This window comes from Bacillus sp. UNCCL81 (assembly GCF_900112535.1).
Classification (GTDB): domain Bacteria; phylum Bacillota; class Bacilli; order Bacillales; family Bacillaceae_G; genus Gottfriedia; species Gottfriedia luciferensis_B.
Genome location: NZ_FOMF01000005.1, coordinates 283,577 through 305,299, shown reverse-complemented (window position 1 = coordinate 305,299; position 21,723 = coordinate 283,577). Strand labels below are relative to the sequence as shown.

At 36.2% G+C, this 21,723-nt stretch carries 18 protein-coding genes, 1 pseudogene and 1 other annotated feature; of the genes and pseudogenes, 4 read left to right on the top strand and 15 right to left on the bottom strand.

Annotated elements, in window-relative coordinates:
- Positions 1-108: 108 nt before the first annotated feature.
- On the top strand, positions 109-840 hold the full coding sequence (locus BM319_RS13300) for a hypothetical protein (RefSeq protein WP_091023099.1): 732 nt from the start codon (positions 109-111) through the stop codon (positions 838-840).
- A 125-nt stretch (positions 841-965) separates the two neighbouring features.
- Here the strand turns inward: BM319_RS13300 and BM319_RS13295 are convergent, their stop codons facing one another.
- From BM319_RS13295 to rpiA, 4 genes are all read right to left on the bottom strand, one after another.
- Positions 966-1,637: a GNAT family acetyltransferase gene (locus BM319_RS13295; protein WP_091023097.1), complete on the bottom strand. Its 672-nt coding sequence runs from the start codon at positions 1,635-1,637 to the stop codon at positions 966-968.
- Positions 1,638-1,652: 15 nt separating this feature from the next.
- Complete coding sequence (locus BM319_RS13290; protein WP_069035335.1) at positions 1,653-2,324, bottom strand: GNAT family N-acetyltransferase; 672 nt, start codon at positions 2,322-2,324, stop codon at positions 1,653-1,655.
- Between the two features lie 34 nt (positions 2,325-2,358).
- A complete protein-coding gene (locus BM319_RS13285; RefSeq protein ID WP_069035336.1) occupies positions 2,359-3,213 on the bottom strand; it encodes a carbon-nitrogen hydrolase family protein in 855 nt (284 codons plus the stop codon).
- Positions 3,214-3,326: 113 nt separating this feature from the next.
- On the bottom strand, positions 3,327-4,001 hold the full coding sequence (gene rpiA / locus BM319_RS13280) for a ribose-5-phosphate isomerase RpiA (RefSeq protein ID WP_069035337.1): 675 nt from the start codon (positions 3,999-4,001) through the stop codon (positions 3,327-3,329).
- 169 nt (positions 4,002-4,170) lie between these two features.
- Between rpiA and BM319_RS13275 the strand changes: the two genes are divergently transcribed.
- Positions 4,171-4,368: a hypothetical protein gene (locus BM319_RS13275; RefSeq protein WP_069035338.1), complete on the top strand. Its 198-nt coding sequence runs from the start codon at positions 4,171-4,173 to the stop codon at positions 4,366-4,368.
- A gap of 94 nt (positions 4,369-4,462) precedes the next feature.
- On the opposite strand, the gene BM319_RS13270 is transcribed toward BM319_RS13275, so the two are convergent.
- Positions 4,463-5,812: an FAD-binding oxidoreductase gene (locus BM319_RS13270; protein ID WP_091023095.1), complete on the bottom strand. Its 1,350-nt coding sequence runs from the start codon at positions 5,810-5,812 to the stop codon at positions 4,463-4,465.
- Positions 5,813-5,912: 100 nt separating this feature from the next.
- The gene (locus BM319_RS13265; protein WP_091023093.1) at positions 5,913-7,244 is read right to left on the bottom strand and encodes a cytochrome P450; all 1,332 of its coding nucleotides are present in this window, start codon (positions 7,242-7,244) and stop codon (positions 5,913-5,915) included.
- A gap of 374 nt (positions 7,245-7,618) precedes the next feature.
- Between BM319_RS13265 and BM319_RS13260 the strand changes: the two are divergent.
- Positions 7,619-7,996: pseudogene (locus tag BM319_RS13260) on the top strand (protease); the annotation flags it as partial.
- A 132-nt stretch (positions 7,997-8,128) separates the two neighbouring features.
- Here BM319_RS13260 and BM319_RS13255 read toward each other — a convergent pair.
- The 4 genes from BM319_RS13255 to asnA form a co-directional block, all read right to left on the bottom strand.
- Complete coding sequence (locus tag BM319_RS13255) at positions 8,129-9,916, bottom strand: helix-turn-helix transcriptional regulator (RefSeq protein WP_069035342.1); 1,788 nt, start codon at positions 9,914-9,916, stop codon at positions 8,129-8,131.
- 95 nt (positions 9,917-10,011) lie between these two features.
- On the bottom strand, positions 10,012-10,590 hold the full coding sequence (locus BM319_RS13250) for a sensor domain-containing protein (protein ID WP_091023091.1): 579 nt from the start codon (positions 10,588-10,590) through the stop codon (positions 10,012-10,014).
- A gap of 197 nt (positions 10,591-10,787) precedes the next feature.
- A complete protein-coding gene (locus BM319_RS13245; RefSeq protein ID WP_069035344.1) occupies positions 10,788-12,128 on the bottom strand; it encodes an erythromycin esterase family protein in 1,341 nt (446 codons plus the stop codon).
- 435 nt (positions 12,129-12,563) lie between these two features.
- Positions 12,564-13,547: an aspartate--ammonia ligase gene (asnA, locus tag BM319_RS13240; RefSeq protein ID WP_091023089.1), complete on the bottom strand. Its 984-nt coding sequence runs from the start codon at positions 13,545-13,547 to the stop codon at positions 12,564-12,566.
- A gap of 69 nt (positions 13,548-13,616) precedes the next feature.
- Positions 13,617-13,877 (bottom strand) — a binding site (T-box leader).
- Between the two features lie 463 nt (positions 13,878-14,340).
- On the opposite strand from asnA, the gene BM319_RS13230 reads away from it, so the two are divergent.
- Complete coding sequence (locus BM319_RS13230) at positions 14,341-15,174, top strand: carbonic anhydrase (RefSeq protein WP_091023087.1); 834 nt, start codon at positions 14,341-14,343, stop codon at positions 15,172-15,174.
- Positions 15,175-15,846: 672 nt separating this feature from the next.
- Here BM319_RS13230 and BM319_RS13225 read toward each other — a convergent pair.
- The 5 genes from BM319_RS13225 to BM319_RS13205 form a co-directional block, all read right to left on the bottom strand.
- Positions 15,847-16,257 (bottom strand): VOC family protein, encoded by a 411-nt coding sequence (locus BM319_RS13225; protein WP_069035347.1) that lies wholly within the window; start codon positions 16,255-16,257, stop codon positions 15,847-15,849.
- 352 nt (positions 16,258-16,609) lie between these two features.
- On the bottom strand, positions 16,610-17,557 hold the full coding sequence (locus BM319_RS13220) for a helix-turn-helix transcriptional regulator (protein WP_091023084.1): 948 nt from the start codon (positions 17,555-17,557) through the stop codon (positions 16,610-16,612).
- Between the two features lie 166 nt (positions 17,558-17,723).
- A complete protein-coding gene (locus tag BM319_RS13215) occupies positions 17,724-18,896 on the bottom strand; it encodes a sugar ABC transporter permease (RefSeq protein ID WP_091023082.1) in 1,173 nt (390 codons plus the stop codon).
- Positions 18,897-18,911: 15 nt separating this feature from the next.
- On the bottom strand, positions 18,912-20,426 hold the full coding sequence (locus BM319_RS13210; protein ID WP_069035350.1) for an ATP-binding cassette domain-containing protein: 1,515 nt from the start codon (positions 20,424-20,426) through the stop codon (positions 18,912-18,914).
- A 109-nt stretch (positions 20,427-20,535) separates the two neighbouring features.
- On the bottom strand, positions 20,536-21,684 hold the full coding sequence (locus BM319_RS13205; RefSeq protein ID WP_254664640.1) for a sugar ABC transporter substrate-binding protein: 1,149 nt from the start codon (positions 21,682-21,684) through the stop codon (positions 20,536-20,538).
- Positions 21,685-21,723: the final 39 nt, after the last annotated feature.

Below are 21,723 nucleotides of genomic sequence, written 5' to 3'. Positions count from 1 at the left end.
ACCGTCGTTTTCCAGCTACACTATAGCCCAACTAAGCATACCCAAGTTCCCCCATCTGTACTTGAACATAAAATATTAGTAAAAAAATATAGAAAGGGAGAAATAGTAGTGGGATTATTTATAAATAAGAATGAACACCCTGATGTCTTTAAAAATAATGAAACAATACAAACACCGAATCAAGGGCTTGTTCGGCATAATTACTTAGCTGAACTAATGGAAGAACAACAAAAAAATAACATGAGCCTGGAAAAATCAATCTCTGAATTGAAGCCACGATATGAGCAATTAGAAGAATTGCAAACAAATCAGTGGAATCATGTTAAAAATCAAATAAATAGTCTCATAGGTAGTAACCATGAGCGTGAACAATTTGAAAGAATCATGATCCAGCGGTTAAATACATCAGACGCAAATGAAAGTCTGGAAAAAAAATCGTTGATTGATAAAATGATTAGTTTAAATGAAGCTTACACAGAATTGGCAAAGCGATTGGAAAAAAGTGAATCTGATAATCAAGCTCTCTCATTACAACTTGATAAGCTAATTGAAAAACAAAATGAAGTAGCTCATGGATTATTACAACAAGAGGAATTTCAACATGGGGTTTTAGATCGCCTTGATACGCAAGAAGCAATGATGGATAGAATCTCTCACCAGCTCAACAACTTACGCTCGATTATTTTTGAACGAGCAAGCTATATCACAACAAAACTTGAAGACAGCTATAAACTAACAACTGACTATATTTATAAACTAATAAATGGTACAGATAAGCCCAAATCATATACTACTACGGTGAGCACAAAAAAAGAAGAAAAACAAAAACAAGCAGACTAACTATATGGCAAATGCTCAATTGGAGAATTGTTCGAAATCCTTTTTAAGTTTCATTCGATCGAATATAAAAAAAGCTTCTCGAAGTCTGCACTTAGACTTAATCGAAAAGCTTTTTTTATGTTCACTTAAAAGTAGACTAATGCAACTTTTTCTTTCTCTTCTAAATTTTCAATCATCGAATACCAAGACTCTGGTTTATTAGATAACACTGTGTAATAACGCTTTAGAAACTTTACGATCAAGTCTGATTGAAGCTCATTCATTTCCCCATCCATTGGAAGGAAACACAGATCTAGACCTGTTACTGCTTCACCGTCATTATTCCATGAAGGATGGATATATTCAAAATCCAGACGCTTATACCCTAGGTGAGCTAATACTTCCCTACGCACATATGGATTCATTGGTTTAACCCCGCCAAACTCATGGTGTTCTACTTGATAAGGGTCATAAATTTCAGCAAACATACCTGATAACTTTTTATTATTTTCGGTTGCTAATGTCTGTAAATCTACTAATCTATTTTGTGCCAAATATGGGCCGATTCCCAAACCAGCTTGGCCAATTATTGTAAAGTCAGTCATAGCAACATTAAAATCGTCATAATAGCGGTATTCTGTAGCACCTACTACTTTCTCTTCATGGACAGCAACAAAAACACGAATTCCTGGATCCTCCAAAGGCTCTTTCCAAAGATCGAATTCTAATACTTCTTCTGGAGGAAATACATCTTGCATTAATTGATGCATTTGTTTAAATAATGGGTCATTAATATTTGTAATTCTTTTATAGTCCATTTTCTTTCTCTCCCTTTAATTAGAATGTTTAAATGGATTTTTCCATTCCATTAGAGTCCCATAATTGCATGATTCTTCATCCTCTAAATAATTAGCTACTACCTTAACCGGGGTACGACCACATCGAAGTAGAAAACTAATAACTGGATCCTTTAGCTCCCCTTTTATTACAGCATCTAAGTATTGATCGGGTGACAAGTTATCCGCCTCTTTATGATATCCTGGCATCCTGCCTCCACCAAGCAATCTTTCCAAACCAAGATGTACAACAACATCATACATAGAAAACATTAACCATTTACCTAAACCTAATTTTCGATAGCTGGGTCTGACACCAATATCAACGACATAAAGTGTATTTCCGTTTGGGTTATGGTTACGAATATAACCATGATCAGTAACCTCTTCCCATGAATGGTCAGGATGGCTAGGATCAAAATGAACTAGTAGACCTGTCATAGAACCCGCCATTTGACCATTTACTTCTATACATAACGCTCCCTCTGGAAAAAGAGTTATATGATTTTTAAGTTGCTCCTCATTCCACCATAGTTCCGATGGGAATGGTGGCGGAAAGCTTTCTTGTTGAATACGGATTAAATCAGTAAAGTCATTCTCATTATAATTACGAATTACCACTGGGACTGGTTTGTCCTGGTCGAAAACAAAAAATTCCTTTCGATACATGTGCTAAAACTCTCTTTTCTATTTAAGAATAAGTTTACCAATCTGGATAAAGGTCTGTACGTCTGTCACGCCATGTTGTAACGGATCCTTTTTCCCGAACTTTGTATAATAAATCTAAATTAAGATCAGCTGTAACAATCATATCCTGGTTCATTTCACCTTCTACCATAATTCCTTTTGGAGGAAATGGGATGTCGTTAGGAGTGATTACAACTGCTTGACCGAAATTTGCACGCATAAAATCAACAGTTGGAAGTGAACCAATCGTACCTGTATTTACAACATAAACTTGATTTTCAATTGCTCTTGCATGACATGTATAACGTACTCGGTGGAACCCATGGCGATCGTCTGTGCATGATGGGCAGAAAATGACATCTGCTCCTTTTGCTTTTGCCATGCGAACGATTTCTGGGAATTCAATGTCATAGCAAGTCAACATCGCAATTGTTCCTTTTTCTGTTTCAAAAACCTTTAAACCGTCACCTGCACTCATATTCCACTCATTTACCTCTGTTGGTGTAATATGTAGCTTTGCCTGCTCACCAATTCGGCCATCTGGATAGAATAAATGTGCAACATTATATAGTCGATCGCCTTTTTTAATAACATGCGTTCCTCCAATAATGTGCATATTGTATTGTTTTGCCAACTTTAAAAATAAAGAACGATATTGCTCAGTAAAGTTAGGTAAATCTTGGATTGTTAATGCCTCACTTTTTTCATTCCCAATTGACATAAGCTGAGTTGTAAAAAACTCAGGAAAAATGATAAATTCCGCTTCAAATTCCTCTGCTGTCTTAATATAATGCTCTACTTGTTTTTCAAACTCTTCAAAGGAGTTTATTGTGTGAAGATGATATTGAACGGCTGAAACTCTTATTTGCATATTATCCCCCTCTTCCCTTTAACTCTTTATCTCTTACTATTATTATTGAATAAATAGAAGGAACGGGCAAGTATGTACTCTGCATTACATTTAGTAAATGACTTAACTATGCACTATTTACTTAATATTTCAACATCCCCATTTTTATCCAGCGTGATAACTAGATCAGTCATTCCAACAAATAATCCGTTTTCTACCACTCCTGGAATTAAATTGAGTTCTCTTTCTATTATTTCAGTTTGAATATGATTAGGTATACTGCAGTCAAAAATATAGTTTCCGTTATCCGTAATAAATGGAGTCGCTCCATTTAAACGAAGTTCAGGGCTTAAACCGATTGCTTTAATATGTTTCATCGTCATTTCCATGCCAAATGGAATAACTTCTACTGGTAGTCGGAACTTCCCTAATCTCTCTACCATCTTAGTTGGATCAGCAACTACTATAAATGTTTTAGCTGCTTTCGCAATGATTTTCTCTCTTAATAGAGCGCCTCCCCCACCTTTAATTAGCTCAAAGTTTGGATTAATTTCATCGGCACCATCAATTGCTATATCAATCTGTTCAATTTTACTAAAGTTTACGAGTTGGATACCCACCTCTTTAGCAAGCTTTTCAGTTTGTATGGAAGTTGGAATACCCTTTATATTCAGTCCTTCCTGAACTAATTGCCCAAGCCTTTTTATTGTATATAAAACTGTAGAACCCGTACCTAATCCAACAACCATACCATCTTTTACAAATTCTGCTGCCTTTTCTCCTACAATTTGCTTATCATTCTCATTCATGTTTACACCTTCTATTTTTTGTTCTATTTCTTAACTAGTATAAGTAATAAATCCAAATTTCATTTTTCCATAAGATGATCAATTTAATCGTACTATATAAAAATAATTTGAATAAAGAATTTTAACTATGAAAAACTAAATGAAAAATACTAAGTAAGGTGAAGATGATATGGATGTCCCTAATTTTGTACTTAAGTTTTGCATCATTTTAATGATTTTACCTGTGACGATCGTGTGTTGTTATTTTGGTTACTTAGATAAAAACTACCAAATCGTTATTTTCGGTTTTGCACTGCTATTATTTTCAATACTCGGTAATTACTTTGTCTTTACAAGAGGCAATAAAAATAGTAATTCAGAGCAATAAGAACTTTTTGTTAGTAACTACAGTTATGGAAAAACCGACCAATTTGGAAATTCAATCGATCGGTTTTTCACTAGTATTTTTTGAATTTTTCACTTTAAAACCAACTAATAAAAGGAGGAATACTTTGAGGGAATTTAAATAGATTGAATGGGTCATATTCTCGTTTCACAACTCTTAGACGATTTAAATTCCCACCATAATATGCGGTTGGCCAATTTCTAATAAACCGATCAGGCCAATTTACGTAGTCACCAGTAGTGTATCTTGATAAGGCATTCCTTAGGTCTTCAACCCATTGATTGTTTTTTCGCTCTTCGTCAGGTGTACTCCAATTAGCAAGATACTCTTGAGCAATAATGGCATCCCTGTAATAATAGGCAGTTTCATCTGGTCTAATCCGCCTTACTGCTCCTCCAAGAGATTGGTGCCAAATACTTGACTTTCCATTTGGTGTATTTTCTAGAAAACTTTTCATGATCAAGATTGCTCTCTTTGGAAAAGTTTTATTTAGAAAAGACCCTGATCTTTTTTTATAAGCTGGGACATTCCCACTTGGTTCATCAAAAAAATGAACAGCTTCTATATAAGGTACTTCCCTTACCATTACTTTTATAGGTGAACCAGTTTCTGTTAGTGGCCGTAACAGTTCTTTCAATTTTGTTACTGGACCTACAAATTCCCCTTGAGCAATAATTTGATTTACTTCCCTAGATTTTAGTTCAATTTCTGAAGTTAGCTTGATATCAGTGTTAATTGCCCAATTTTGCCAAGCATCAAAAGCGGCTTCAAAGTCTTCCCACTCCCAAATAATCGAGAAGATCGAAACAGTTGAAATTGGGTGTACTTTAAATTTAAGCGACGTGACAATGCCAAAATTTCCGCCTCCACCGCCACAGCAAACCCAAAAAAGATCACTATTCTTGTTCTTATTTGCTTTAATCAGTTTCGCTTTCCCATGCCCATTCGATACTACTATTTCTATTTCAAGTAGATTATCACATGTAAGACCATATAATCGCGACAGCATCCCGATACCTCCACCAAGTGTAAGACCAACAAGGCCAACACTACTTTCAGTACCTGCTGGGATTGTCGTACCATTTTCCCATAGAATATTATATACTTTTCCTAAATCAGCCCCGGCTTGTATTTTTGCGGTCATGCTTTTGCAATCTACACTAACTGTATTCATCTCACTAACATCGATAACAAGACCACCATCTACGAGCGAATAATTTTCATAGTTATGCCTGCCACTTCTTACTCTAAATGGCATATTATTTTCCTTCACCCAATTCAAAGCATTTATTACATCTCGTTTCTTTTGGCAAAATACTATTATTTTAGGAAATTTAGGATTGTTTAAAGTATTATTTGTTCTAGCCTGTTCATAATCCGCATCACCTGGTGTCACAATCCGTCCAGTCAGTTTTGTCTTTTCCAAAAAATATAACCCCTTTCAAACATACAGTAAAGAGAATGCTATATTCTATGAAAAATCTCCTGGAAAAGACACTTGCCTATGTGTGTACATTAAATACCGCTCATTTTCTCTTTTTTACAATCATACGCAATCCATCTTTCGGACGAAGTGTGATAAGTGGTTCTGTCTCCACTTTATGATGATTAGGAGCTAGTTCAATCGTATAATGCTGAACGACTGTTGCTAATACTAAAGCAGCCTCCATAATTGCGAAATGATTTCCGATACAAACACGTGGCCCACCACCAAAAGGAAAATACGCATATTCAGGAACCCCTTCTACCTTTCCATTCTTAAAACGCTCTGGAAGAAATTCTTCCGCATGTGAGAAATACCTTTCAGAACGCTGCATGATATAGGAACTCATCATGACTGTCTCACCTTTTTGAATTCTGTAGTCACCAATGCTGACATCTTCTATTGCTTTTCTGCTAATAAGCCATGCAGGGGGATAGAGACGTAAACTTTCCCAAATAATTTGCTGAGTATAAATTAAATCTTTCATTGATTGATAATCTGCTCGTTTTTTACCTAGAACACGATCTACTTCTTCATATAATAATTTAGCTTTATCCGGATGCTGAGATAAAAGATATAAGCACCAAGATAATGCATTTGCAGTCGTTTCATGACCCGCAAGAAAGATTGTCATTGCTTCATCCCTTAATTGTTGATTCGTCATGCCTTCATTAGACTCTTCATCCCTTGCTTGCATTAATAGTCCTAGTAAATCTTCCTTTGTTTCTGAGCTATTTCTTTTTTCAATCATTTCATATAACACCTTATCGATAGCCTTAATAGCCTCCGATAAAGATTTATTTTTTGGTGAATTCAGTTTGAGTGGAGCTTTTAAAACGGATCGAATTCGCTTCGTTGCAATATCCATAATAATGTCAAAATGCTTCCCAACACGATCATGTCCTTGACTCAGATCCATACTAAACATAGTTTTAGCAATAATAGCTAATGTAAGCTCCATCATATCTCTACTAATGAGACGCTCTTCACCATCTTTCCATGAACTAATAAACTCTTCAGTGAGCAATGTCATATCCTTTGCATAGGATTGGGTATGCTGCTTCGTAAATGATGGCTGAATCAAACGCCGCTGCCTCATATGTACTTCATCTTCACTCGTTAACAATCCCTCACCGAGCAACGTTTTCATCTCTTGAAATGGCTTTGATTTATGGAATGAATACTGCTTCGTTACTAATACCTCTTTTATTAAATCGGGCTCTAATAGCAAGTTCATTTTACGATGAGCAAATCGAAATGAGACAATCGTATCATGATTTCTATAAAGTTCACTTAAAAAATATATTGGATCTTTCCGAAACTCATTCAAATGCCCTAAAGGTGAATAAGAAGCCAGTCCTTTTACTTCAAGCATTAAAATCACTCCATTTCAGGAAATTTTAATCATAGGATACTCTTATTATATTAAGAAGAAGAGACGGCTAATGCTTTTTATATTTAGATCTACGTGTACTTAAATTTAGTAGACTTGTATTCTAGGATTTATTTTTAGAACTAAAAAAAGACTGCCTAATTTAGACAATCTTTCAGAGATGATACGTTCTGATAAAGAATATGGTACAAATCTTGAAAAGTTAATCTTCTTCTCGACTGTGTACAATCCATTCTGAAACGACATAAGAAATAGAAGGTTCTTTTTACCATTCCAAATCGTGTTTCTCGACATAGTGTTTTTTTATTTCTAGTCCATATGCCTAATTCTTATCAAAGTTTGTCGACAACAACTGGACAGGTCAAGGATACCATCCTGGTGATGGCTTCTTAGGAGTTGTCGATGCCGATCAACATAACAATATCTGGCATAATAAAAATTGGACAGATCCTACCGATAGCTATGGACTAAATAAAGTCCTAGGTTCAAACAGCTACCAAATGCATGATGCGGCATTTAGCTTAAATAAAGGCAGCGATGTCACTATTGGTGATTCATCTTTCTACATGAAAGATAATTTTACACAAAGTAATGCCCTATTCGATGATTCTCAAGATTATAGCAACCCTCAAGATCCAGATGTTGGCCGAAATGTTCCTAAATACGGATTGAAAGTTCGTGTAGTGGGTCAAAGTGCTGACGGTTCAGTTGGGAAAATTGTTGTCTTTAAATAAAAATGAAGTAAACCCAAAAAGTTTATAAAATTGATAGCGAGGATTGAATCCTGTATTGTACAGGACTCAATCCTCTTAATTTTGTCTAAAGTCGTCTTCCGCTTAGCTCTAAAGAAACAATAAACATTTTTCTCATTCAATTATTCCTATTTCTTGAGCCATCTGAACAGCTTCTTCCTTGTTACGCACGCCTAACTTTGTGTAAGCCGTGGAAGCATAGTTTCTGACCGTACCATTTGACAAATATAACCTTGAAGCTATCGTATTGTATCGTAGTCCCTTTGCTACTAGCTGCAATATTTCTATCTCTCTAGCTGTTAGCTCATAAGCTGTTGCTTTTGATTGTGGTGTCTCATTTTGCGCATCAAACTTCTCAAATATTTTGTGAGACATTTCCTGATCTATCAGGGTCCCACCTCTGTGTATAAGTCGGATCGCATTAGCTAGCTCTAGCGTTTCAATAGATTTAAGTAAAAAACCATCCGCACCACAACGAAGGGAGTCCAACGCCTGTTCCGTATCCTGAAACGTTGTAAAAATCAATACGCGGATATGTGGCCATTGTTGTTTAATCCTTTTGGTTGCTTCGACTCCATCCATGTGGCGCATATCTAAATCCATTAGTACAATATCGGGTTGAAGGCTCCCGCACATCTCGATGGCTTGATTGCCATCTTCAGCCAAACCGACTACATTTAAATCTTCATATCTTTCGAGTAGTGTCCTCAAACTTTCCCGAACAAACGGTTGATCGTCGACAATTAACAATCGAATAAGTCCATCTTTTATTTCAGTTTGTCGCGGTATAGTACAAGTAACAAGCATTCCTTCATCTGGTTTTGTATATACAGACAATTGACCTTGCAAATTCATTGCCCGCTCTTTCATCGCTCTAATACCAAAGCCTTCCTGCCATTCTACATTTCCCTTACCATTATCTTGCACTTCTAACCTAGTAAATTGTTGTTCAAACTGCAATGAAACTATAATTTCATTCCCCTGACCATGACGTACTGCATTTGTAAGGGACTCTTGTAAGCAACGGATGAATGCCATTCTCGCCTGCCGAGACAGTTCGTATTCCTCTCCGAATGCTCGAAAGCTTACATTCACCCGAGCGTACTCTTGAAATTCGGCTCCAAGATTTTGTAGAGATTGAGTTAAGGAAAGCGATTGACACGGTGAATCCATTTGATGTAGGTAACCTCTCACGTCCTCAATGCTTCTACGCCCCATTTCAAGCAGAGAATCTAACCTCTGAATACCCTTTTCGGTAACAAGCTCGGTACGTAACGTTTCCATCCCCAAAATAATGGATGTATAAGTGTGGCCAACTGTATCATGAAGCTCACTAGACAGCCTGCTTCGTTCCTCTGCAAGTGTAATGCGTTCGATCTGAGACATATATTGCTCAAGTACCGCGTTTTGTTTACAAATCGCTTCATTTTGCTTATGATTGACGATTAATAAATGAAAAGCGAACCCCATTACATAAGCGAATCCGTAGTATGTGACCATAATCCAATAGCTATTACTTGGCGCAACCGCATCGAAAATTCCAGTTATAATAAAAATTGTTGTTGGAGCTGTCCAATAATAGGACAAATACTTACTATTTGCTGCGATAAGAAAGACCGATATAAGAAATGTGCTGTAAGCTTCTGGAAATAAAGAAGTTAAATAGATACATAGTCCGCCATATAGCAATATTTCTGTGAACAAGTAATATTTGTAATTGAACAGTAAGGCTACCCATGGAATAGAGAAGGCAACAATCTCCCAAGGAATAATAACCCAAAGTGATAGTGTTAAACCATCCTGAAAATTTAATGTAGTTAGGATGATCGAGACACTAACAAGTAGACGGATTCCTAACATAATCCAATCATACCAAAACCAATACTTAACCATATTCAACAAGTCATTTACCCCCTAAGTAGCCTTCCTTCTTATTACCTATATTATAGAATAATCTTTATCGCATTTTTATACTTTTAAGTTTAGACTGCAAACTTCTATCGATTTAGCTGCCGAATCATATTGCGTGTATAACCTCCAATTTTTTTTGCCAAACCATCTACTAATCTAATACTTATAGCGGTAATCATTATACCCATAGACATTACAATGAGTGCCTTGACAAAAGTATCAATCTGCATGAAAAAAATATTCATGTCGATGTATCGATACAGTATTGGTGCCAATAGAAACATAAGTGGCATTACATATAAAACGACTGCACTTATGAGACTGAAAATTCCAATCACAAATTTCTGCATTAACCAAAAGACTGCAGACCAGGTGCGACGATTCGTAAGCCCTAATTTCACTTGTGCCCAGTCCGATGTATCCGTTGTTACACTACTATTATAAGAGTCTGTCGAAATATCAGTGTAAATTTTCGTTTGTATACGTTCGAATTGGATAAAGGATGTGGTCGTCTGAAGTACGCGTATAACTAGTGGAATCCCGACTACAGTAAATGAAAGGGTGAAACTCAATAGCAGAGCAACCAGGTAAAAACAAAAATAAAACAGTCCTGTAACAAAAGTTAGCAATAAAAAATAACCATTCTGGATGAATCTTAGTTTCATAAGGTTCATCACTCCTCTCTATTTAATACCAGCATCATACTGCTTTCTTTGTCAAACTCACTAGTGTAAAAATGTCATATGACATTTTTACATAATGCTAAAAAGGGCGAATTAGCCTACTCCTGTTTAAAAAAAGATGATTTCCATCATAAAACAATCCCGTTCTTGGCTCTGCAAGAAGGGATTGTTTTGTACTCTTAATTAATATGAGATGGACTTGTTTTTCGGATATGAAAAATTATATCGAACTGCTCAAGCAATGAAGTATCATTATATAATGAACCGTTTGGGAGGATCTGTCCCCCTATACTCAGTAATGGCCTCTTTTCTCTAACCCATTTCTTTGCTTGACCATTAAGGTGACGATTATCTAACAAAAACATATTATATGGGACTTTTCCAAGGATATAATTGAAACTATTCACATCTTGTGGAATCGTATCAGTTGCAATCTTACCTCCAGTGGTAGGATTATATTCGCTGTATAAGGTGAATTTTCCCTCGGTAGTTGTACTGCCAATTGAAACATAATTATTGTCTAAACGTTCTTTCAAAAACTGTCCCGCAACATTAGGGTATAATTTCTCATCGATAATACCTTTGGCTATGTGGATATTGTGTGCCCATACCATAGTTTTACCGCCAAATGTCTCTTGTGCCCACATTGCATGATCAGCCAAATATTGATCATGTAGCTTCACCATACTTGGATAATCATTAGGAAGCATCATTGTGGTAAATTCCTCTATTACATTCGCCGTCTCTTTCACCCAGATAAACTCGGATGAAACTCTCTCTGTGTTTGCTTGTTCATTTTCATTATTTAGCAATTGGACTACTTTCTCAGCATTTGCCTTGAATTTTTCTTTCATTTCAGGAGCAAGCTGCATATATTCCTGTATACTTCCAGTGTAAGAAGAAAGCTCTTTATAGTTTTCTTCTACTTCTGCCCGTATATCTGGTCGATGCTGCTTTACATAATCAGTTACTTTATGAAAGACACTTTGATCCATTGTTTTTAAGTCAAGTCCGATAAATTGGATTTTCTTTTTATTGGATGGATCAGCATTATAATCTTTCATCCACTCAATCATGGCTATAATTTCATCAGTAGGATATAACAATTTTAAGAAATCTCTAGGATTCCCTTTTCCTGTTTGGATATAGTCATTTAGCTTTAAGCCGTTCCCCCAATCTTCTTCCATTCCGAAATTCGTAAAACCCATCTCAGTAACTAAGTATTTCACTAGGCGAAACTTCATGGTGAAAATTTCGGAGCTTCCATGAGTATTCTCTCCTAATCCTACATATTGAGCGCTCCCAATCATGTTCTTAAGTGGTTTTAAATCGTCAAATGGTTTTGATGGTTCTATCGTTTTTAATCGCTTTGCCTGTGATTCTATCGAATTAACGATATTATGTTGGATTGGTTGAACTGAATCTTCGACTGCTACCGCTTGAGCTTTTCCTTCTCCACCAAATCCTGCAACTAATATAGCTGTACTAACCATTGCACAATACATCTTTTTCTTATTCATTTTCTCACCTCAATTGAATTATTCAAAAGCAAGATTGATTGATGCACTTGCACGGATCAATCAATTGCCTGAATTCAATTGTTAGCTATTTCATATCACATTTTCTAGTTACATATTGTCATAAGATTAATTGACACAGGTCATATGCTAATCATTACACTTTCGTACTTTCAGTTTTATCTGTAATTTTTACAATATTAACTCTAAGCTAACTCTACTTTATTTTCCAATTACCTTTGACTAAACAGTCACTGCCATTCAGAGCAACAAAAAAAATCGAATTTACATTCGATTTTTTTGTCCACTAATGCATGGTATATTTTAGTTTTCGATTTTCTTAAGTTTCAAGAAAATGATTCATAGTCTTATAATGTATTCTAATTGTTTAACCTTTGGTTTTGTATATTGCATTCTTATTTAGAGGTCCTGTCTTTTCTAAAACAAATGAATGTTTTCTTTCTTACATGCTTCTCGCATTTCATCAGGCCATACAGAAGATTGAACTTCACCAATATGCGCTTTACGTAAGAAGAACATGCACATTCTTGATTGCCCAATACCACCACCAATTGTTAGTGGAAGTACTTCCTCTAAAATACCTTTATGAAAATCATAATCGCGTTTGAAATCTTCACCTGTCTTCGTTAACTGCTCATCAAGTGATTTACGATCAACACGGATACCCATTGATGATAATTCAAATGAGGATTGTAATACTGGATGCCAGAATAAGATGTCTCCGTTTAATTTCCAATCGTCATAGTCAGCTGCACGTCCATCATGTTTTTCACCAGAACGAAGTACATCGCCAATTCCAATAATAAAAACTGCACCATGCTCTTTTGCAATTGCATGCTCACGATCTTTCGGTGTTAATTCTGGGTATTTATCTTCTAATTCTTGGGCTGTAATAAATATAATATTTTCTGGTAAATACTTCCCAAGATACGGATATTTTTCAAATAAATAATTTTCCAAATCTTTGAAGATTCCATAAATTGTTTGTACGGTTTCTTGTAAATAATCTATTGTACGCCATTGATTTTGAATAATTTTTTCCCAATCCCATTGGTCAACATAAATTGAATGAGTAGCATCAAGTTCCTCATCACGGCGAATCGCGTTCATGTTTGTATATAAACCTTCACCAGCTTCATAACCATATTCATGCAGTGCAAATCGTTTCCATTTAGCTAGTGAGTGAACAATTTCTAACTCTTCTCCTGAATGTAGCATATCAAATTCAATGGGGCGTTCTACACCGTTTAAGTGATCGTTTAAACCCGATTTTTTCGTTACGAATAATGGTGCAGATACGCGGAACAGTTCAAGACGTTTTGCTAATTGTTCCTCAAAAAATGTTTTAACTTCCTTAATTGCGATTTGTGTCTCTCTTACTGTCATTAATGATTGATACATGCCTATTTCCTCCTAAAATGTTTGGATGTAGTAAAAGAAGCCAACAAAAAAAGCCCTTCTTTCCCAAAAAACTGGGACGAAAGACTTTGGTTCCGCGGTACCACCCAAATTAGCAACAGAGGTTGCTCACTTATTCAGTACGGAGATTAGAGAGATCTCGATACTGTTCTTCTTTAACGGCGAAGTTCACGGCTAAGTCTACTTTCCTAAAAAAGGATTTCGGTTAGCGACTCCAGGAGGTTCTTCATAACAGGCTTCGTATCAGGCTCACACCACCCCTGACTCGCTTTGTCTACGTCCTACTACTACTCGTCCTTTCACAGTCGTTTGTTGTCACATCTCTGAAACATTTTATTAATGATTATTTTATAGATAAAAATGAGAAAGTCAATGTTTTTTTCAATTTTTATTTTATTCTAAACAAATAAACATGTTAATGATCTATCTTTAAACTGTTCTCTTTTGCGTTATTTTGTAGCCAGTAATAGATCTTTTGAACTCGAAGGTTTCATTCATTGTTGTCAACTATTTTCACGGATGGCTAACGCTCAACTAGCCCAATTCAACAACCTTAAAGCTGCTTTTTTAGCTTTTTTCTTATTCAAGTAAATGGCAGGTTAGTGCAATAAGAAAGGATTAGAAATTTAGTTAAATAATCTACAAAAGAAGGAAAAATTTCCCTTTATATAGAAATGGATATATTTGGATATCATTTTTTATAAGGAGAATTTTAAATTATGATAAAACGGAAAGTAGTCATATATAAAAACAGGAAATGGGGAAAGACACTGACATGAAGAAGATACTCGTTTATCCAATTTTAGCTGTGATGTTAAGTTCTGTATTAGGAGCTTGTACATCACAAAATGCACAAACTCCCAAACTAAAAGAAGAACAGGCAACTGAAAAGAATGCAGGAACAGAAGTAACTAAAATAAATACTTCCCATTGGTCCTATAAAGGGGAAACAAGCCCCGAGCACTGGGGGGAATTAGATCCTGCTAACTCAGCCTGTGTAAATGGTAGTGAACAATCGCCAATTAACATTGAATTTTCGCAAGTTGAGAATGAACAAGATGCAGAAGACCTTCAAATTAATTATGAACCGATGTTATTTTCACTCATGAACAATGGTCATACTGTACAGGCAAATGCTGCGGGTGGTAGTAACAGCATACTCATTGAGGGGAAGGAGTACAAGCTTGCACAATTTCATTTCCATACCCCAAGTGAGCATCAATTCAACGGCAAAAATTATGTAATGGAGCTTCACCTTGTACATAAAGATTCAAATGGAAAGATTGCTGTCCTTGGAGTGATGATTCAGGAAGGTGAAGAAAATAAAAATCTGGCAGCGGTCTGGGATATTCTACCGAAAGAAGAAACAGATAAAGATATTCCCTTGAATGAGACAGTTGATTTAAAGGCTTTGCTTCCTGAAGATCAAACTGCATTTCATTATGAGGGTTCATTAACGACCCCTCCTTGTACAGAAGAGGTAAAATGGACCATTTTTGAAATGCCGATTGAAATGTCAAAAGAACAAATTGAAGCATTTCGAAAGATTTTCCCCGATGATCATCGTCCAGTTCAATCTCTAAATAATCGTAAAGTCATAAAAAGCTAAAATATCCACGTTAATAGATTGTTATACCCAACGGGAGCGTTGATCAAAGAGAGATTAATACTCTATTTTGTTGACCTTACTTATATAGGGAATAATTAATAGTCTTATCATGATTGAAATGAGGGAAATTAGAATGTAGTCTCCTGACAATAATTGATAACTAATTACATCACCATCTTTTAGATCAGTATTAGCAATGAACCTCTTTGGTATTTTTTTAGCTTGTGGTTGTTAGGAATTTATTTGTTCTTTTAGTTTTAGTAATACTGCTTGCCGCTTCTTTTTTAATTGTTCGTCATCTGCCCAATATTCAAGATCATCACCACTATCAATAATTTGAATGGCTATATCTTTTACTTCGTCTTGGAGTCTACCTAATTTCCATTGAATACACGCAAATGTTAACCAGAAAGTAGTGATTTCATCATCATCTAATCATTATTCTTTTTTATTAATAAAGCTCGATAGAAATCTATCTTTTATTTTATTGGCAACAATTTCATCAAATTGTTTTATTCGATGAATATAGAGGTCCATTTTCTTAATGGTTCATTTTCAAACCTGGAAGACGATGTAGCCACCAGAGAAATGATATCGGCACATTCGGCCCAAAATGGTCATATATTTTACAAATCGTGGCCACTCTCAAAATTGTGGCCACACTCGCTTCAACTATCCGTCAACCCTACCGCTGAACCGTTTGATCGCTTCCTCGGTCACCGGCTCGAAGAGGTTTACAAGGTTGCCGTCGGGATCACGGAACAACATAGCACGGTTCCCCCACGGCATCGTGGTCGGTTCCTTCACCCACTCGTCAATAAAAGGCTTTAAACGTTCGTATTCAGCATCGATGTTGTGGATTTGAAATTCGATGATAACAGTGTGATTACTGGCCGCTATTGCGGAACCAGTGCCAAACAGTGGTACCGTCTGCGAGTGGCCGATTGCCAGGGTGCACGATTTCAAAACAAGTTCGGCAAAAACAGGCGCGGGGCGTTCCGCTGAAACACTCAAGACTTTTTCATAAAACTTGACAAGACGATCCAAGTCGTCGGTAATAATGCGAACAGAAGCAAAATTCACTAGATAACACCCTTCCTAATAAAATATCGTATCATATCATTTTTGGCCAGAACCAGCGATGCTATCGTAAATTGCAAAAGGTTACGAAGTCCTGTTTTTTCCATTTTAAGTAACCTAATTTGCGATTTAACGGACATTCGTTGGTTCTACCCAGGTTTAAAACTGTAAAGGCTAGATTTAATCAATAATTATTCCATTTTTGGTTTTAGGACCCATCCTTCCATGTCTGCCTACTGTGCAATTGGTCCATAGTAATATGAATTATCCTTTGCAAGACATACTTCGCATTTATCTCCCACTCCTTTACGTTTGCTTACTCCCATTATAAAAAAACACTACTGACAACAGTATGTCAGTAGTGTTTTAACATTTTTTTGACTTCCTCACGAATCCGATTTCGGAATGATTCAGGCTCCAATACAATCACTCCCGCTCCCCAGCCAAGCACCCATTGTAGCAATTCGTCTAGTTGACGAACGCGTAAGACCACATGCAATCCATCTCGATGCTCTTCCATATCCTCCATATATTGATGGTTCGACTCCCTCACTTTATCTACGATGTCATGGTTAAATCGAAGGCGTACTCGCAAGTTCCTATCATCCGGAGGGGTATACTCCCTTAAGTTAAAATGCGACGCCAGTTCGAATCGTTCTTCCAGATCGATAAGTTCCGTCATTCGGGACAAGCGGAAGTGGCGAATCTCTTGGCGCAGATCACATCGAGCTACGAGCATCCACGATCCTTGAATGAGCACCAATCCATAGGGAGCAACGGTACGAACACTATGGTGCTTCCCCTCGGAATCTGCAAGTCTTTTTGCATAATGAAAGTTTATCTTTCGCTCGTCTAATATCGCTCGACGGATCTTTTCTAGATATTTCTTTTCTTTTGACGGCGTAACCTGTTTATCGGAAATGAGCAAACGCATAGTTTTGAGTACTTGAGAAGTTTCATTGCGAACGCTCGACGGAAGAATGGCCTCGATTTTGGCACCAGCCGCTTGAGCCCTGACACGATAATCATCATCAAATTGTTGTTCGATAAAGTCTGTTCCAATCAGTAGGCTCACGGCTTCTGGTACCGTAAAACTGATAGGGGGAAGGAAATAGCCTTCCATTAAGGAATATCCTGTCCCAGGGGCTCCTATGATTGGCACACCAGCTTCACTCAGCGCCTGAATGTCGCGGTAGATGGTTCGCACGCTAGTTTCAAATAGGGTTGCCAAATCTTCGGCACGTACAACTTCTTTACGTTGCAACTCCAGCACAACGGCTAACAATCGGTCTGTTTTGTTCATTGGTTCCCCCCTTGAATGTTTATTACAAAATAATATACCACATGTTCTTCAACTAACCTGCCATTTAATCGAATAAGATAACCTCAATCCACTTTAACAAATTCAAATTTTAAAAATAAAAAAACAGAAACAAGCCACCACAATCGACTGTTTCTGTTTTTAAATATTATTTCCCTTTATTACGTGTCATTACGTCAAACACAACCGCAAGAACAAGTACTGCTCCTCGAATGATGTATTGGTATGAAATATCAATACCCATTAAGTTCATCCCACTTGTTAATGAAGCCATTACGAATGCACCGATAATTGTACCTGTTACTTTACCAACACCACCAGCAGCAGAAACACCACCTACATAAGCTGCAGCAATTGCATCTAACTCAAACATTGTACCTGCTTGGGGAGAAGCAGATGCAAGTCGAGCTGTAAACAATACGCCTGAAAGGGCTGCAAGCATACTCATTGAACCGAATACAATGTAAGTGATTTTCTTTACGCTAATACCACTTAACTGTGCTGCTTCAGGGTTTCCACCAACTGCATAAATGTGACGCCCTAAAGGAGTTCTTGTTGTAATGAAGTGGTAGACTACTACTACAATAAACATGATCACAGCAGTCCAAGAAATTCCTTGATAGCCCGCTAGAATATAGCAAATGTAACCAATGATACCAGAAATAAATAATAATTTAATAATTTGCATTGGCATTGAAAGTACTTCAAAACCGTATTTTATGTTTACGCTTCTCTTTTTAAAATCACTCCAGATAAAAAGAATGATAGAGATCGCACCGATTAATAGTGTTGATATGTGTAAACCATTTAAATTTCCTAAACTAGGAATATAGCCATTTCCAATTGCCTTAAAGCTTTCGTTAGCAACGATGATTGTACCAGTTTTAACAAGAGACATTAGTAGTAATCCCTTGAATATTAACATTCCTGCTAATGAAACTACGAATGAAGGGATTCCTAAATTAGCAACAAAGAATCCATTAATTAGACCAATAATAGCGCCAAATACTAGAACTGCAATGATAGAAATCCAGACTGGCAAACCGTGTGTTAGAAATAGAGCAACTACTGCTCCTAGAAAACCAGCAACGAAACCAACTGATAGGTCAATATGTCTAATGACAATTACTAATGTCATCCCAACTGCAAGGACTGCAACATAACCTGTCATATTGATTAAATCACTTAAGTTACGAGATGACATAAATAATCCATCTGTATTTAAAGTAAATACTAACATTATTACTGCAAGAGCTATATACATTCCATATTCACGGATGTTTTTCCTTAATAACATGCCTGCTTCTTGAAAAAAGTTCATTTTATTCAACCTCTCTTAAACGGTAGCTAGAGCCATAACGCTCTCTTGAGTTGCTTCTTCTCTTGATAATTCTCCGGTTATTTTACCTTCTGCCATTACATAAATTCGGTCACTCATACCAAGGACTTCTGGAAGTTCAGAGGAAATCATGATAATGCTCATGCCTTGTTCAACCAGTAGATTCATAAAACTATAGATTTCAAATTTTGCACCTACGTCTATTCCACGTGTAGGTTCATCAAGAATAAGTACATTCGGATTTGTAAATAACCATTTACTTAACGATACTTTTTGCTGATTTCCCCCACTCAATTTCCCAACAATTGAAGTAATTGAAGGAGCTTTTATGTTTAACTTGTTTAAATAATCATTTGCAACGACAATTTCTTCATGTTGATTAATCACACTTGACTTGGAAATTTCAAATAAGTTCGTAATCGAAATATTATTTTTAATATCTTGTTCAAGGATTAATCCGTCGCCTTTACGATCCTCTGTTACATAGGCTATACCAGCTTTTATTGCATCTTTTGGATGTTTAAAACGCTTTTGTTCACCATGCACTAAAACGGAACCATCAAGTTTAAAATTTGTTGGATTACCAAAAATACTTTTTGCTAGTTCTGTTCGACCCGATCCCATCAATCCAGCAATACCGATAATTTCGCCTTTTCGAACATTTAGATTGATATGATGAAGAATTTTTCGACCTAATTTTGGATCGTATACATCCCAGTCTTTTAATTCTAATGAAACTTCACCAAACTTTTGATTTGGACGCTTCGGATAAATATCATCAATTTCACGCCCAACCATATGTTTGATAATTGTGTTTTCGGTGATTTCTTCTTTATTTAAAGAGCAAATTGTTTTCCCGTCACGAAGTACAGTAACCGTATCTGCAACAGCAATTACTTCTTTAAGTTTGTGCGAAATCATAATACAAGAAATGCCTTGGTTTTTTAATTCTTCCATTAAGAATAGTAGATTTTCACTATCATCTTCATTTAAAGCAGCTGTAGGCTCATCAAGAATCAGCAATTTAACATCTTTACTAAGTGCTTTAGCAATTTCAACAAGCTGCTGTTTCCCAACACCTAATTCCTTAATTTGCACGTCCGGATTTACATCCAACTTTACCTTTTTTAACATTTCGATTGCTTTTACAATCGTTTCATTGAAATCAACCGTCATTCCCTTTTTAATTTCATGTCCAATAAAAATATTTTCATATACGGACAGTTCAGGAAAAAGCGATAATTCCTGATAGATAATTCCAATACCCTTTTTTTCACTATCACTAATTTTTGAAAATTTTTGAACTTCATCTCCAAAAACAATATCACCTGTATAGGTTCCAAATGGATAAATACCACTTAAAACTTTCATTAGGGTCGATTTTCCAGCACCATTTTCACCAACTAAGCAATGTATTTCCCCTTTTCTAACCTTGAAGTTAACATTGCTTAATGCTTTCACCCCTGGAAACTCTTTTGTGATATTTCTCATTTCTAAAATAAATTCACTCATATGATCCGTCTCCCGAATTTGCCATCTACTTGAGTCATTGAAATTGAATAATTAACAAAATAGTGACGGTTAGACCATCACTATTTTGCAAGTTTTTTTCTTCTATTAATTACTTCAATCCAGTGAAGTCTGAAGCACTATAGTATCCAGAATCAACTAAGTCTTTCTTCACTGTGCTTTGATCAACAACAATAATATCTGTTTGTTTTGTTTTGATATCAGCTTTACCGTTGTTTGTAACGCCTGAAGCATCAGGAGTTTCATTTTTTAAGATTGAAGTTGCAGTAGCGATTGCATCTTTAACTAAAGTACGAACATCTTTGAAAACAGTCATAGATTGTTTGCCATCGATAATGTATTGTACAGAAGCTTTTTCAGCATCTTGACCAGAAATTACATATGAAGTTACGTCTTTATCTGATTTAAATGTATCAGCGATTGAACGAGCTGTTCCATCATTTGGAGCAAGAACTAATACATCACCTTTGTCAGCTTTAGTAGCCTTTGTTAAGTTAGATGAAGTTAAGTTTTTAGCTACATTGAAATCCCAGTTAGTTGTAACTTGACCAATAATTTTTGCTTGCTCATCACGAGTTAAATCAGCTTTAGCTTTTAAGCTATTTGCAGCTGCTGAATTCTCAACTTTGAATGTTCCATCAGCAATTTTTGGTTGAAGAACTTTCCAAGCACCTTGGAAGAATAAGAATGCATTGTTATCAGATGCAGCACCTGCGTATAGGTATAAAGGTTGGCCAGTTTTACCTGAAGCATGGTCTACAAGATATTGTGCTTGTGCAGCACCTACAGCAACGCTATCAAATGATACATAGTAATCAACTGCGTCAGTACCTGTAATTAAACGGTCGTAAGAAATTACTTTAACACCAGCAGCTTTTGCAGCTTCAGCTGAAGCAGCAGCAGCAGCACCGTCTTGAGGACAAATAATTAAAACTTTAATGCCTTTTGCAATTAAAGAATCAACGTTTGCTTTTTCTTTAGCAGAGTCACCTTGTGAGAATAAAATTTCAACTGAATAATCTGTATCTTTTAAAGCATTTTTAAAGCGAGTTTCATCTTGAGTCCAACGTGGCTCATCTTTCGTAGGTAAAACGATACCAATATCAACTTTACCATCCTTACTTTTCTTACCAGCAGAAGTGCTATCACTTGATGTTGCTGAAGATCCACATCCAGCTGCGACAAGAGTCATTACTAAAAATACTGAAATTATTGCAAAAATCTTTGATAACTTTTTCAAAGTGTTTCCCCCTTTTTTTCTGGTTACGCTTTCATAAAT

Bases quoted from the DNA above. Each gene is read 5' to 3' on its own strand.
- BM319_RS13265 (WP_091023093.1), bottom strand. From the start codon at position 7,244: ATGCTTGAAGTAAAAGGACTGGCTTCTTATTCACCTTTAGGGCATTTG.
- BM319_RS13220 (WP_091023084.1), bottom strand. From the start codon at position 17,557: ATGAACAAAACAGACCGATTGTTAGCCGTTGTGCTGGAGTTGCAACGT.
- BM319_RS13215 (WP_091023082.1), bottom strand. From the start codon at position 18,896: ATGAACTTTTTTCAAGAAGCAGGCATGTTATTAAGGAAAAACATCCGT.
- BM319_RS13245 (WP_069035344.1), bottom strand. From the start codon at position 12,128: ATGAATAAGAAAAAGATGTATTGTGCAATGGTTAGTACAGCTATATTA.
- BM319_RS13230 (WP_091023087.1), top strand. From the start codon at position 14,341: ATGAAGAAGATACTCGTTTATCCAATTTTAGCTGTGATGTTAAGTTCT.
- BM319_RS13210 (WP_069035350.1), bottom strand. From the start codon at position 20,426: ATGAGTGAATTTATTTTAGAAATGAGAAATATCACAAAAGAGTTTCCA.
- BM319_RS13290 (WP_069035335.1), bottom strand. From the start codon at position 2,324: ATGTATCGAAAGGAATTTTTTGTTTTCGACCAGGACAAACCAGTCCCA.
- BM319_RS13295 (WP_091023097.1), bottom strand. From the start codon at position 1,637: ATGGACTATAAAAGAATTACAAATATTAATGACCCATTATTTAAACAA.
- BM319_RS13250 (WP_091023091.1), bottom strand. From the start codon at position 10,590: ATGAAACTAAGATTCATCCAGAATGGTTATTTTTTATTGCTAACTTTT.
- asnA (WP_091023089.1), bottom strand. From the start codon at position 13,547: ATGTATCAATCATTAATGACAGTAAGAGAGACACAAATCGCAATTAAG.
- BM319_RS13275 (WP_069035338.1), top strand. From the start codon at position 4,171: ATGGATGTCCCTAATTTTGTACTTAAGTTTTGCATCATTTTAATGATT.
- BM319_RS13285 (WP_069035336.1), bottom strand. From the start codon at position 3,213: ATGCAAATAAGAGTTTCAGCCGTTCAATATCATCTTCACACAATAAAC.
- rpiA (WP_069035337.1), bottom strand. From the start codon at position 4,001: ATGAATGAGAATGATAAGCAAATTGTAGGAGAAAAGGCAGCAGAATTT.